Annotated in this window: 8 protein-coding genes and 3 pseudogenes; 8 read left to right on the forward strand and 3 right to left on the reverse strand. The window is 44.7% G+C overall.

Features of this window, described 5'->3' with window-relative positions; translation table 11 throughout:
* On the forward strand, positions 1-1866 hold the full coding sequence (locus NST97_RS01890; protein WP_341342856.1) for a PTS fructose transporter subunit IIABC: 1866 nt from the start codon (positions 1-3) through the stop codon (positions 1864-1866).
* A gap of 509 nt (positions 1867-2375) precedes the next feature.
* Positions 2376-3742 (forward strand): annotated as a pseudogene (locus tag NST97_RS01895) (ISLre2-like element ISGsp4 family transposase).
* Between the two features lie 324 nt (positions 3743-4066).
* Here NST97_RS01895 and NST97_RS01900 read toward each other — a convergent pair.
* A complete protein-coding gene (locus NST97_RS01900; RefSeq protein WP_339199677.1) occupies positions 4067-5236 on the reverse strand; it encodes an IS256 family transposase in 1170 nt (389 codons plus the stop codon).
* A gap of 239 nt (positions 5237-5475) precedes the next feature.
* Here NST97_RS01900 and NST97_RS01905 point away from each other — a divergent pair, with 239 nt between their 5' ends.
* From NST97_RS01905 to NST97_RS01915, 3 genes are all read left to right on the forward strand, one after another.
* On the forward strand, positions 5476-7647 hold the full coding sequence (locus tag NST97_RS01905) for a YhgE/Pip domain-containing protein (protein WP_339195149.1): 2172 nt from the start codon (positions 5476-5478) through the stop codon (positions 7645-7647).
* A gap of 263 nt (positions 7648-7910) precedes the next feature.
* On the forward strand, positions 7911-8048 hold the full coding sequence (locus NST97_RS01910) for a LacI family DNA-binding transcriptional regulator (RefSeq protein ID WP_233504918.1): 138 nt from the start codon (positions 7911-7913) through the stop codon (positions 8046-8048).
* Between the two features lie 246 nt (positions 8049-8294).
* The gene (locus NST97_RS01915) at positions 8295-8570 is read left to right on the forward strand and encodes a hypothetical protein (protein ID WP_245566479.1); all 276 of its coding nucleotides are present in this window, start codon (positions 8295-8297) and stop codon (positions 8568-8570) included.
* 140 nt (positions 8571-8710) lie between these two features.
* On the opposite strand, the gene NST97_RS01920 is transcribed toward NST97_RS01915, so the two are convergent.
* Entirely contained in the window at positions 8711-9940 is a 1230-nt protein-coding gene (locus NST97_RS01920) for an IS110 family transposase (RefSeq protein ID WP_341342802.1), read from the reverse strand.
* A 420-nt stretch (positions 9941-10360) separates the two neighbouring features.
* Here NST97_RS01920 and NST97_RS01925 point away from each other — a divergent pair.
* Both NST97_RS01925 and NST97_RS01930 read left to right on the forward strand, forming a co-directional pair.
* A pseudogene (locus tag NST97_RS01925) lies at positions 10361-10576 on the forward strand (PH domain-containing protein); the annotation flags it as partial.
* A 112-nt stretch (positions 10577-10688) separates the two neighbouring features.
* A pseudogene (locus NST97_RS01930) lies at positions 10689-10895 on the forward strand (PH domain-containing protein); the annotation flags it as partial.
* Positions 10896-10924: 29 nt separating this feature from the next.
* Here NST97_RS01930 and NST97_RS01935 read toward each other — a convergent pair.
* Positions 10925-12703, reverse strand: coding sequence for an IS1182 family transposase (locus NST97_RS01935; protein ID WP_339195154.1), 1779 nt, complete (start codon positions 12701-12703; stop codon positions 10925-10927).
* A 207-nt stretch (positions 12704-12910) separates the two neighbouring features.
* Between NST97_RS01935 and NST97_RS01940 the strand changes: the two genes are divergently transcribed.
* Complete coding sequence (locus NST97_RS01940; protein ID WP_341342857.1) at positions 12911-13081, forward strand: hypothetical protein; 171 nt, start codon at positions 12911-12913, stop codon at positions 13079-13081.
* Positions 13082-13230 lie beyond the last annotated feature (149 nt).

Consider the following 13230-nt stretch of genomic DNA (forward strand, 5'->3'; position numbering starts at 1 on the left):
ATGAAAATCACGGATTTATTAACGAAAGAGACGATTATATTAGATTTACAGTCTGCTACCAAAATGGAAGTACTTGATGAATTAATAGAAACGCTTGCGAAGGCAGGGAAGCTTCACGATAAAGAAGCGTTTAAGGAGGCCATCCTTGCTCGTGAATCTCAAAGTACGACTGGAATTGGCGAGGGGATAGCGATTCCGCATGCTAAAACGAATGCAGTTAAACAGTCTGCGATCGCATTCGGTCGTTCAAAAGCAGGCATTGACTTTGAGTCTTTAGATGGTAAGCCCAGCCATTTGTTTTTCATGATTGCAGCTAGTGAAGGCGTCCACAATGCTCATCTAGAAACACTTTCCCGTTTATCGACATTGTTAATGGATCAAGAGTTTCGTAAAAAAATTGAATCAGCCAATTCTGCTGAGGAAATCATTGGAATTATCAATGAAAAAGAAAAGGAAAATGAAGAAGAGAGCGAGCAGACCGATTCTAAAAAAGGAAAAATTTTAGCCGTTACCGCTTGTCCGACTGGTATTGCTCATACGTATATGGCAGCGGATGCTTTGAAGACAAAAGCGAAAGAGTTAGGCGTTGACATTAAGGTTGAAACGAATGGTTCAAGCGGTGTCAAAAATAAGCTGACGCCAGAAGAGATCGAAGAGGCAGACGCAATCATTGTGGCTGCAGATAAGCAAGTGGAAATGGACCGTTTCGATGGCAAACATGTCATTGAAGTCCCTGTTGCACAAGCCATTCGCCAACCAAAAGAGTTGATTGAACGAGCATTAAAGAAAGACGCACCTATTTACAAAGCTTCGGGAAAAGAAACAAATTCAGCGTTTCAACGCGGAGAACGAAAAGGATTTTATAAGCACCTCATGAATGGGGTTTCAAACATGCTGCCATTTGTCGTTGGCGGCGGTATCTTGATTGCCATTTCATTTATTTTTGGGATTAAAGCGTTCGATCCGAACGATCCATCTTACCATCCGATTGCTGAAGCATTGATGACTATTGGCAAGGAAAATGCCTTTAAATTAATGATTCCTGTTTTAGCCGGATTTATTGCCATGAGTATTGCGGATCGTCCGGGATTTGCTCCGGGAATGGTCGGAGGATTTTTGGCAGCAAATGGGGAGGCCGGTTTTCTTGGCGGATTAATTGCCGGTTTCTTAGCCGGATATTTAGTCGTTCTTTTAAAACGAATCTTTCAGGTTCTGCCGCAATCATTAGAAGGGATTAAGCCAGTTTTACTATATCCTTTATTCGGTATTTTAATTACAGGTTTTATTATGATGTATGTGGTGAATGATCCTGTTAAAGCGATTAACGATGGATTGAAAGCTTGGCTGGAAGGATTAGGAACTGGGAACTTAGTTCTTTTAGGTTTGATTTTAGGGGGAATGATGGCTGTAGATATGGGAGGTCCGATCAACAAAGCAGCCTTTACATTCGGTTTAGCGATGATTGATGCAGGAAACTACGCCCCGCATGCTGCGATTATGGCTGGCGGTATGGTTCCTCCATTAGGACTAGCCATTGCAACAACTTTGTTTAAAAAGAAGTTTACAAAAGCAGAACGAGAAGCAGGAAAAACGTGCTATATTATGGGGGCAACCTTTATAACAGAAGGAGCCATTCCTTTTGCCTCAGCTGATCCAGGACGTGTAATTCCATCGATTATCGTAGGCTCCGCAATTGCCGGTGCGTTAACGATGGTATTTGGAATTGGTTTGTCAGCACCGCATGGAGGCATATTTGTCATCCCGTTTATAAGCGGCAGTCCATGGTTATATGTACTTGCTATTTTAATTGGTTCATTTGTAACAGCTCTTATGGTCGGTTTCTTAAAGAAAGAAGTAAAAGAATAAAAGACTAATACGAGCAGCAAATTTCTTTTAAGGGTTCGGATCTAGGGTCTGAACCCTTTTATGTTTGCGGTATGAACTGAAAAGGTGTGACGATATTTTTAGAAAAATGCTTGTCGGCGGGGAGATATTGTTTACGACTTACCCTCGGAATAGACTCTTTGTAAACTAGAAATAGTGGACGAAACTTGTAAAAGCTTTAGATGCCCCATGTCATTTACTTACTGCAGTAATAGAACTGTTGTCGTCGACCCCCAAACGTGCAAAAATCCCCGGGAATCGACGACTCTTTCAACTCTTTATTGAGCACAAGCAAATGTGTGAGTAAAATGTTTGTGGGAGAAATTCTTAGAAGTTCCCCGATGAGGGGGTTGGGAACGTAGGTTCGCAATCCCCCTCATCGGGGCCAGCAAGCGAAGCGCGGTAGGATCCCAAGCAGGAAACATGAAAAAGGACTCTCTCCCTGGTAAGATGATCATTGTCCACACCATCAAACAGGAGGAGAGAGTCCCATGAATATTCAACAACATCTTACCACAAATTCGTTGACATGGAAAGAGATCGAACTTGATTTGTTTCGAGCCCTGCAAAACGCCTTCGCTGAGCTGTTTACGGCTCTGTTGGAGGACATCGACCGACAATTGGCGGAAACCCGGGACAAGCGCCGGTACCACTTGAAAGACAAACGACGCACCACGATTCAAACCCTGTTTGGCGAAGTTACCTTTGAGCGAAACTACTATTTAGACCGAGAACAAAACCGTTACCACGTTTTTGCTTGACTCCTTTTTAGCGTTTGATGGATCACAGTCAATCAGCCCTTGTCTAGAAGAAACAGCGGTGGGATTGGCTGTGGAGTGCTCTTCCTATCGCAAAGCGGCTCATACGCTTGCCCAGATGGTCGGGTATCCGGTGATGAGCCATGAGGCGATCCGCCAGTTGGTGCTCGAGGCTGAAGTTCCGCTGCACTGCCCGGTTGACCAGCGATATGGACGGGTGCTGTTTGTGGAGGCCGATGGACTGTTTGTCTCTCGCCAAGGGAAGGGAAAACGGGCCAAGGAAGACAAAATCCTGACCGTTCACGAAGGGTGGAAGCGCAACGGCTCACGGATCGAATTCGTGAATCAGCGCCATTACGTCCATGAGGGCAAGAGGGAGGTGTGGGAAGGCTTCGAGGAATTTTTGATGAACGAATATGCCTATGATCCGTGTCGGGATCTTCTTGTCATCAACGGGGACGGCGCTCCATGGATTACCGCATGCCGGGAGTATTTCAAAGGACGGGTCTGCTTCCAATTGGATCGATTCCACGTGGCGCGTGAGTTGCGCCAATGCCTCTCGGGCCATCCACGGTGGCAGGCGATTCGGCAAAAGCTGGCGAAGCAGGATGAAGAGGGGTTGCTTGTGGAACTGAACAGCGCCCTCGGCACGCTGGGGGACGAAGCGAAAGAACAACAGCTGGCTGCCTTGATCCACCGGATTGAATCGATGCCGGGATGCATCCGTGATTACCGGGAATGGCTGAAGGAGCAAGGAGTGGACACAACGGGCATGTATCCGATGGGGAGGGCTGAAAGCGTGATGAGCCAGCTGGCGTATCGGGTGAAATACCGCCGCAGTTGGACAGACAAGGGACTCAGGACGTTTTTCAAGGCAATGATTGCCCGGATGGATGGGATTCGTCTTTTCGGACGTCGTTTCGGAGAAGAATCGTCGCATCCGGTGGAGGAAACGGCATCTACCAAACAGACGATCGTGAACAAGGCGAAACAACGCGTCCGCCGTCTTCTTCCGGAGGTAACGCGGAAACAAGCCATATTTACAGCAATCGTCCGGGACTCCGATCTATCATGCCCTGTCTGAACTCAAGGGATGGTAAAAAAAGGTATACATATCGGTCTGTCATGGCAAGGGATGAGAGTCCGAAAGCGCTTACGGATGAAATTCAAAAAAATGGTTCGCCAATCTATGACTTACACCTGTTTTCAGCGAACCAAAAAAGTTCCCACAAAATCTTGACTGACTCAAGCGGACACATAAACATTGGTACCGTCAAGAATTTTGTGTAATGTAAGATAGATAAGGTATCTCTGAAATGGATTTAGAATAGAGGGGGGATATTTCCTCCACACAAGAGACTGAATATTCAGTCTCTTGTGTGGAAAGGGAGAATCCCCTTATTTTGTTTATTTACAATATTTGGTTAATGATAACGTTCTTCAAACATTCGCTCGAGGGCTTCATGCGCTTCGGCAAATCCTCGCAACTTTCGCCCTGCCCATTTCTCATTAAAATCTTGAATGGTCAAATACACGATTTTTTCAGCGGCTTCTAAACTATTCAAACTGTTCATCGGTTTTAGGCGTTTCCGAATCTCCTTGATCGTTCGTTCGATGGCATTGGTCGTGTAAATCACACTTCGAATACTGCTTGGATAATCCATAAATGTAAGGAGGACATCCAACTCATTGGCCCAAGATTGGACTTCCCTTGGGTACTCGCGAGACCATTTGGATTGAAACTGTTGAAACATCTCCAATGCGATTTCTTTATTCGGAGAACGATAAATGAGTTTCAGATCCTCCGCCATTTCGAATTGGTCTTTTTTCCGAACACGACTGAGCGTGTTACGGACTTTGTGAACGACACAACGCTGTACATCGGCTTTCGGATACACCGCCTTAAAGGCTTCCTCTAGACCCGGTAGTCCATCGAATACGCCCAGAAGCACTTCCTTGACGCCTCTTTTGTAGAGGTTTTGAAGAATTTCCTGCCATACATAGGCACTTTCTTGTCCTCCCACAAAGAAATCAAGAATTTCGCGATACCCTTCTTCATTCACCCCTAACACCACATAAATGACTTCTTTCTCCACGGTTTCGCAACGAAGTTTTGCGTATAAGCCATCCAAATATAAGACCGAATAACGCTTGTGTAGAGGGCGAGTGTGCCATTTCTCGATGTCTTCCTTCACGACATCGGTAATACGACTGATTGTTGCGGGAGAATAGGCATTGCCTAAAATTCGTTCAATAAACTTGCCAATTTCACGCGTACTCATGCCACTTTGATACATCCTGATGATGGCTTCCTCCAGCCAGCCGGTGTGGCGTTGGTAAGGAGCGAACAATTGGGTTTGAAATTCTCCGTTTCGGTCTCTAGGGACCAAAAGACCTTCAATCCGGCCATATTGCGTATCTAGATTTCGTTGATAGTAGCCGTTTCTCATATTTGATGTTCCGGCCTGTTCTATTTCGAGGAAATTCTTGATTTCTTCCCGCATGATCAGTTCTAATTTTTCCTTTACAAACTGACGAATGACACTTTCCAGTTGATTTGCCCAGTCGACATTCGGTATACTTCTTTTAGACATAGGTAGGGTTCTCCTTTCTCTGGAATGTGTTGTGGTCCAAATCAGAGAATACCCTACCTTTTTTCTTTTGGTCTAGCAAAATGCTTTACACAAAATTTTATACATCATCTGCTGGTTAGCCAGCAGTTTTTTGTAAACATACTGTGCTCGTTTCCAATCCGCCGCTTATGTTTAGTTTTTTTTTCATTGGTTTATACTAACAAAAGCAGTTTAATCACACTAAAGGGAAGTTGAGGTTCGTGAAAAAGATATGGAATCTTTATGTTCACGATATGAAGCAAATAGCAACAAACTGGGTAGCGGCGGTATTGGTAGGCGGATTGCTTCTTCTGCCATCGCTTTATGCGTGGGTGAATATCGAAGCTTCTATTGATCCGTATGCCAACACGAGAAACATTAAAGTAGGAATTGTCAATGAAGACAAAGGGGCAAAAATTCAAGGACATGCGTTTAACGCCGGAAAAGAAATTGTTAGGGCGCTACGAAACAATCATGACTTAGGCTGGAAATTTGTTGGCAAACAAGAAGGAATGAAAAACGTCCGCTATGGCGATTATTTTGCGACGATCGTCATTCCAAGCGATTTTTCAGAAAAATTGGCTACCATTGTGCAAGATAGGCCGGAGCAGGCCGTCATTCATTACTATGAAAATGACAAAAAGAACGCGATTGCGCCGAGAATCACATCCAAAGGAGCAAGCACCATCACCGAGCAAGTAAGCGATCAATTTGTCGCTGTTGTCAACAGCGTTTTGTTTTCTATCTTTCATGAAGCGGGGGTGGCATTAGAACAACAGCTGCCAGATATTCGCCATTTTGAGACCCTGATTTTTCAGCTGCAGACGAAGCTGCCGGAAATCAAGCGGCTGTTAAACCAATCGATGTCCGACGCGAAAGAGGCGGAACGGCTCGTCAATAAAGCGGAAAAAACGCTTCCCGAAGCGAAACGGATCGTCAACAGCGGCATTGCGTTTCTTGATGAAATGAATCAGTTTTTCACGAAAGCGGAAGCAAAAGCAAAGACATTGACGCCGCAAATCACGGAAAATTTGCGTACGCTGCAGCAAATCGCCATGTCCATCTATGCCGTAACTAACAAGCTGCAAGAAAACCTTTCCCTTGCCCAGCAGCGGCAATGGCTTTCCGACGTCCAGAGCATGGCCGCAGCTGGGGAACAAATGGCAGATGAAGCGCAAACACAGCTTCGCATATTCAATAACATGATCGAAAAGCGAGCTTTCTCTCGCACGGCTTCCGCCAATATGGAACAATTGTCCGGCCGTCTGACAGGCATAAAATCCAATTTAAGAGAAGCACAACGCCTTGCCAAGTTAGCGTACGAGCAAAGTGAAAACGGGGCGCAGCTAGGCAACCATCTTCTCACCGACCTAAATGAGCGGGCGGCAGCTGCGGTAAAGCAAGTCGATCGGGTGATGAATGAATACGAGCAACATATCGCACCACTCATGAAAGAAAAAAAGAACGAAACGAAGCAGACGCTTCAAGACGCCCGCCGCATACTCGCGGACATCGCCAACACCATTCTGGAATTAGAGCGGTTTCTTCAGCACGCCGGCAGCGGTCTCAAGCAGGGGGAAGAAATGTTGCAGACGGCAAGCGATCAGTATCCGTTTCTTGCGCGGAAAGTCAACGATATCGCTTCCTTTCTTGTAAAATTGAAAAAAGAGACAAACATCTACGACATCATTCGTTTATTAAAAAATGATCCAAGAGCAAAAGGTGAATTTTTGGCCCATCCCGTCGACTTAAAGACGCATAGATTGTTTCCGCTTCCGAACTATGGATCGGGGATGAACCCGTTTTATACCGTCTTGTCCATATGGGTGGGCTGTCTGCTGTTAGTGTCGTTACTTTCTACCGAACCTTATGAGGCAGAAGGGTATACCAGCAGAGAAATTTATTTTGGCCGGCTGCTGACGTTTTGGACATGCAGCAGTATTCAGGCGCTTATTGTCACGTTAGGAGATGTATTTCTTTTAAAGAATATTTATATTCATGACTCCGGCTGGTTCATCCTCTTTGGGCTGTTATGCAGCTTTGTGTTTATTGTCATTGTCTTTACGCTCGTATCAGTATTCAGCGACGTCGGCAAGGCGCTGGCCATCGTCCTGCTCGTTTTCCAAATCGCCGGAGCAGGGGGGACGTATCCGGTTCAGCTTATTCCGGAATTTTTCCAAAACATCAACCCGTTTTTGCCGTTTACGTATGCGATTGATTTGATGCGCGAAGCAGTCGGCGGCATTGTGTGGGGAAAAGTGAAAAACGATGCGGTTCGTCTCATGATGTTTGCCGTCCTGGCTCTCTTATTAGGTACGCTTCTGAAAGAACCGTTGAACAAATACATGCATTCGCTGCATGCGAAAGCGAAAAAAAGCGGATTGTTTCATTAAACCATGCGGCATAGGCAAAATGACCGCCTGGCTTTTTTGTTTATATCCGATGACGCCATCGATGGGAAACAGAAACAGCCAGCGCGGATATGGACGCTGTTTTAAAAAAAATAGATTCGTTACGGCGGAAGGCACGGATTTGATTCGTGCCTTTTTTCATGACGAAGTTGCAAATGATTTGACAAATGAATGCATGTATAATATCCATCTTGGAATGAGGCTTTGAAAACGAACCGGACCAAACGGTATAGAGGCTAACTTTAGTGGGCTACACCATTAAAGACATCGCGTTGAGGGCTGGTGTTTCGAAGTCGACGGTTTCGCGCATCATTTCGGGAAAAGGGGTTGCAAGTCCAGAGACGCGTGAAAAAAGTATTAAAGATGAAGGAGCTGCAGTATAAACCAAATGCCTTGGCAAGGGCGATGGTTTCGCAGCGAACGAACAATATAAGCGTAGTGGTTTATCATTCACGTTCTCCAATGGCTTCGATCCTATAATTTTTCTTGAAACATGCTCATTTTCCTGCTTTTCCAAAAGTTTGTTATTCTACAGTAACAGATAGTTAAAGATGGAAACTTCTTGTATACTAAATACGTATAACCATTACGTCGATGGATTGTCTTTGTTTAAGGGGGATAGAGAAATCATGAATGGAGAGCCCGGAAAAAGAATCTCCGAACGAGCGCTATCGGTATGGCGGATATACGGCATGATCGGATTGGCCGTTTCTTTTATCGTCTTTGCGGCTATCATTGTCCTTATTATCGTTTTTGACGGACCGAAATGGATTATTCCGATGCTGATTATTATATTGATTGGAGAAGGCTATTTTTTTATCTTCTTTATTCCCGCATTGCGTTGGCGGAGATGGCGTTATGAAGTGCGTGAACAGGAAATCGAGATTCAAAAAGTCCTGCGGTAATATGTCAAGGTGAAAAATCATAGAAATTGGAAATTCCCTTGTCCGATGATCCGAAAAAAGGCAATACTGAAGAAACCCAGTATTGGTACATGTAATAAACTGGGTCTAAAGGTTGATATTGGTATACCAGATCGATCCTCTTATCGATCTTCCCCCTTTCTTGGCGTGTAGATTTGACCGTTGCGTAGCAGCGCATCGATCACACGCACGAGTTTTCTAGCGGTGAGGACGAGGGCTCGTTTATGTTGGTGTTTGGGCACTTCCTCATACTTCTTCCGGTAGTACGCACGAAACGTCGCATCATGCCGTTGCACCGAGTTGGCAGCCTCCACTAGGTAGTAACGGAGATAGCGATTGCCGGAACGAATGAGGGAGGTGTCCTCGGCTTGAAAACGGCCCGATTGGTGCTTGGACCATGTCAAGCCGGCATATTTTGCCAAGGCGGCCTGGTTGTGAAACCGCTCGATTTGCCCGATTTCGGCCAGGATGCCTGCGGTATAAACCGGTCCGATGCCTGGGATGGTTTGCAGTGTGTTCGGAATGCCTTCAAGATGGCGGGTAATGGCTTTATCGAGCTCTTTGAGCTGCGATTGCAGGCTGCGGATTGATTGAATCGACAGCCCTAACAGCAAGTCGATGGAATCCTCGACACACTTGGACAACCGATACGACGAACGGGCCGCCTTTTGAATCGACTTGGCGATGCATTCCGGATCGGAAAAGCGATTGCGCCCTTTTTGGCGCAGGAAGTCGGCCAACTGCTTGACATCCATTTGGCAGATGTCATCGAGGCTCCACGACTCAAGCAGCAGTTCGAGAATGGCATGTCCGAAGATCGAACTGTCCACCTCTTGGGTAAAGGAACTGCATTTGTAAAACAAGTGCTGGAGAAAATACTGTTTCTCACGGGTTAACTGGTGGACGAGATGATATCGCATGCGTGTCAGTCGCTGAAGCGCGAGAAACTGCTCCTTGAGGACAGCCGTCATCTTCAGACGGCCGAAGCGAAGCCGATCCGCAATGATCCAAGCATCGATGTCATCCGTTTTCTCCAAGTCGACATAGGCTTCTTTAAACTTGCGAATGAGCTTTGGATTGATCGTAAACACCTTGACGTTCCAAGCCTGCAAGGCCTCCTGCTGGTGGAAAAACATAGCTGGATGCCAACTGTAGACCGAGGTGGCTTCCATCCCGATCAGAATTTCGGTTGGCTTTCGCTTGTTAGCCCACAGGAGGATTTGATCCCGAAGGAAGGTGGCGCCCAGAAGATGATTATCCACTTTGAAGCGTGCGCACGTATTTCCTTCATGATCCATAATGCAGGTGGCTAAGTCGCGTGAGCTCACGTCGATCCCGACGTAGAGTTTCATGAGATCACCTCCTATTGTTGTAGGATCGAGGGGTAGGACTCTTCGGGATGCCCCCGGATCGCGCCTGTTGACCAGTCACCCTCGCATATGAGAACTCACGTTGGACCATGGGCTGCCCTGGAAGCTGCTCCTTCCAGCATGGGGAAAACCAACGGGAACAGCCTGCGGGTTAGACGTCCAAACAGGGGCCGAGGAGACAGACTTTACAAGTAGTCAAAGCTACAGGAGTGAGAAGAGTATCCCCGATGATCCTAAGACCATTATCCAGGAACATTGCGAAAAGTCCAACCCCGGTACGCTCAACCCTTTGTGGGAGGGGCGCGCCCCTCCCACAAAGGCAACCACCCAAGATATGCGATTGTCAAGGAGCGTATCGGACTGGAAATTCGATAAAAAAACTTTCTGAAACTTAGTATACGAGGACTGTTTGTCGTGAAACGTACATTGATTCCAATGATTCGGGTCCAGCATGTTGATTCAAGTCAAGGGCCATTATTAAAAAAATACAGACTGGCATCCGTCACCATTTCCACTGCCGCAACGGTGCATGAAATTCCGGCACTTGATGAGGAGGAAGCGGAGGAGCTGCGTTATTCTATTTCCAGATTGGCGAGGGTGGCGGATGAAGATGTCTAAGAAAAAACGACTGCACCCCATTTCCGTTGTAGCCAATATCGTAAAACAACTGAAAGACGCGATTTTACCGATCATTCTCGTCATTATTGTCGGGAATAAAACGATTTCCTCTATGTGGGATATCGCCGTGCCGTTTGCCATTATCATTTATACGATTGTCATTGGAATTGTTTCTTGGATTCGCTTTACCTATCGTTTGGAAGAAGGGGAATTGCGAATCGAATATGGCGTTTTTGTAAGAAAAAAACGGTACATTCCTTTTGAACGCATTCAAGGCATTTCCATATCACAAGGCTTTCTGCAAAGAATGTTTGGAGTTGTAAAAGTAAATGTAGAAACAGCTGGCAATCAGCTGGGAGAAGCGGAGGGCTTGTCTAAAAAGTCCATAAAAACAGAGCGAATGGAGAAAACAATGAGTTTTTCCATTCGCTCTGTTTCCTTATTTTTGAAATTGGTTTGGGAATTTGCGGCCCATTTCAGTATGTTGTGGGCCATTGCCACAATCCCGAATTCTGTTCGGACTTTATGAAGCCCCCGTAACAGAAATCGAGTGAAACGCAAATTGCCCTTGATGTTACCGAACACACTTTCGACATCCACTTTACGCTTCGCATAAAGAGCTGCCTTTTGTTCGTCACCAAGAGCTGCTTTGGCTTTCGCTTTCATTTCTTCATAAATCGTGTTCCAATATACTCGACGATTTCCTTTGGCTTTCGTACACCCATTCTTCAACGGGCAATCCGTACAATCTTCACACTCGTACACTTTCAAATCTTGTATGTATCCAGATGCATTTTTTCTTTTTTGATAATACTTGAATACGACTTTCCGATTGTTCGGACAGATAAAGCAATCGTCTTCTTCGATGTATTTCCAGTTTTGTACTTTTGATAAATCCTTTTTAAACTTTTTACTTTGTTCCTTCAAATAGGTTTGGTATGGGGCTAATAATTCAAAACGAGGTTCTTTTTCTTCGCCAATCGCATATAAATAGTTTTCTTCACTCGCATATCCTGCATCGGCAATGACATACTTGAGTTTCTTTTCCTTCGGCATCGATTCCAATAACTTTTCCATAAATGGTTGGAAACAGCGAGTATCTCCTGGATTTTGATAAATTTCAAATCCCACGATAAATTGATGTTGTGTGGCGAGTTGAACATTATAACCCGCCTTGAGTTGGCCGTTTTTCATATGGTCCTCTTTCATTCGCATAAAAGTGGCCTCATGGTCGGTTTTCGAGTAGCTATTTCGTTCACCTAGAATCTGTTTTTGTACTTTGTATTTTCGTAATCGTGGAAGATAATCCGTTTGAATCGTTTTCAGTTGTTTGGTGAGTTGGGATTTTTTAGAGCGAAGTTCTTTTTTTCTTTCTTTGTCTTCTTCCTGTTTATAATCTTTTTCCAAAGCTTCTATTCTCTCAGAAAGTTGTGCCGATGATTTTTCTAATTCTTCTTCTAATTGTTCTTCTTTTAATTCCTCCAAGGCGATTTGGTGCGCTTCTTGTAGAAACGATTGAATTTTGGCTCGTAGTTTCTGATCATATTTTTCTACGGATTTTCGCCATACAAACGTATATTTGTTGGCATTCGCTTCTATTTTCGTACCATCCACAAAAATATGGTCGAGGTCGATAAGTCCTTGTTCTACTAGTTGAAGGACAAATTGTTCAAATACAGAATCCATCATGTTTGACATACGAACACTACGAAAATCATTTATTGTGCGATGGTCAGGGGTTTGCAATCCCGCCAACCACATCATCGGAAGATTTTCTTTCACCATTTGCGCTATTTTCCGACTTGAATAAACATTTTGAGTGTACGCATATAAAATCACTTTCAATAACATTTTAGGGTGATAGGGTGCACGACCCCCACCAACATAATGAGTATACAACACTTCATCCGGAATCGATTCCACCATTTCATCCACTAAACGGGCGACATGATTTTCAGGAATATACATTTCGATATCTAAAATGCTCATGACTTGACGATTGCAATAAGGTTGGAAAACTAGTTTTTTGCGTTTCTTATTCTTTTGAACCTCTATTTTTTGAATACCCTCTAGAGTCATTTCTAATTGCGTGTTATAATTTTCTTGAATAGTCATTTGATTATTCATAAGAAATCGTCCTTTCTGTAGAATGTTTTTTGGTCAATTTCATTCTATAAAAAAGGACGATTTTTTTGTACCCTAAAAACAGAAAAAAGGGCTGAGCCCAAGGTCGATTCAATCGACTTTTCGGACAGCCCCGTGACAAGGGAAGAAGCGAAACAACTTCAACGCTTGATTCAAAAATCAAAAGAAAAAACAGGAGCAATCGAGAACATGTTGCCGCAAGATGAAAGCACAACGTCTTTTGCCCAAAATGATCAAGAGTTGGAACAAGAAACGAAAAACATTATCTTTTCGATGAGTTTTTGGGAAATTTTCCAAGTAGCCGTGACTAGCGGAGGAGCATTTGGCGTTATTTCCGCCATCGTCATTTTTGTCGTGTGAGTAAAATGTTTGTGGGAAAAATTCTTAGAAGTTCCCCGATGAGGGGGTTGGGAACGTAGGTTCGCAATCCCCCTCATCGGGGCCAGCAAGCGAAGCGCGGTAGGATCCCAAGCAGGAAACATGAAAAAGGACTCTCTCCCTGGTAAGAT

Source organism: Aeribacillus sp. FSL K6-1305 (assembly GCF_038050115.1).
Taxonomy (GTDB): Bacteria; Bacillota; Bacilli; order Bacillales; family Aeribacillaceae; genus Aeribacillus; species Aeribacillus composti.